At 79.0% G+C, this 694-nt stretch carries 1 protein-coding gene; it reads left to right on the top strand.

Annotation, left to right across the window (positions count from 1 at the left end; all coding sequences use genetic code 11):
* The coding region (locus tag GTR02_RS22010) for a TrmH family RNA methyltransferase (RefSeq protein ID WP_166609587.1) at positions 1–600 on the top strand (600 nt) is incomplete at its 5' end.
* Between the last annotated feature and the right edge of the window lie 94 nt (positions 601–694).

Consider the following 694-nt stretch of genomic DNA (forward strand, 5'->3'; position numbering starts at 1 on the left):
GTCCTCGTGGCCCCCGTGGAGGCCTTCCGCGACCTCACGGGCGTCGACCTGCACCGCGGGGCGATCGCCTCGATGCACCGCCCCGCGGCGCGGTCGGTGGCCGATCTCGTGGCGGGCCTCGGCCCGGGTCCGCGCCGGCTCGTCGTCCTCGAGGACGTCGTCGACCACACCAACGTCGGGGCCGTCTTCCGCTCGGCCGCGGCCTTCGGTGCCGACGGCGTCGTCGTGAGCCCGCGCTGCGCCGACCCGCTGTACCGGCGCAGCGTCCGCGTCTCGATGGGCACCGTCCTGCACCTGCCGTGGGCCCGCGCGACGTCCTGGCCCGGTGACCTGGAGCTGCTGCGCGGCAGCGGGTTCCGGGTCGCCGCCCTGGCGCTGGCCGAGGACGCCGTCGATCTGGGCGACGTCGAGGTCCCGCCGCGCCTGGCCCTGCTGCTCGGGACCGAGGGCGACGGGCTCAGCCGCCGGGCCCTCGGCGGCGCGGACCTCGTCGTGCGCATCCCGATGGACCCGCGCGTCGACAGCCTCAACGTGGCCGCGGCCAGTGCGGTCGCCCTGTGGGAGACGCGCCCCCGCGCCCCGCGGGCGCCGGGCCCCTAGCGTGACGCCGTGACCGGTGACCGCGGGGCGACGCAGCCGGTGCGCCGCGTGGCCGTCCTGGGGGCCGGGGCCTGGGGCACCGCCGTCGCGGGCC

Source organism: Kineococcus siccus (genome assembly GCF_009906795.1).
In the GTDB taxonomy this organism is placed as follows: Bacteria; Actinomycetota; Actinomycetes; order Actinomycetales; family Kineococcaceae; genus Kineococcus; species Kineococcus siccus.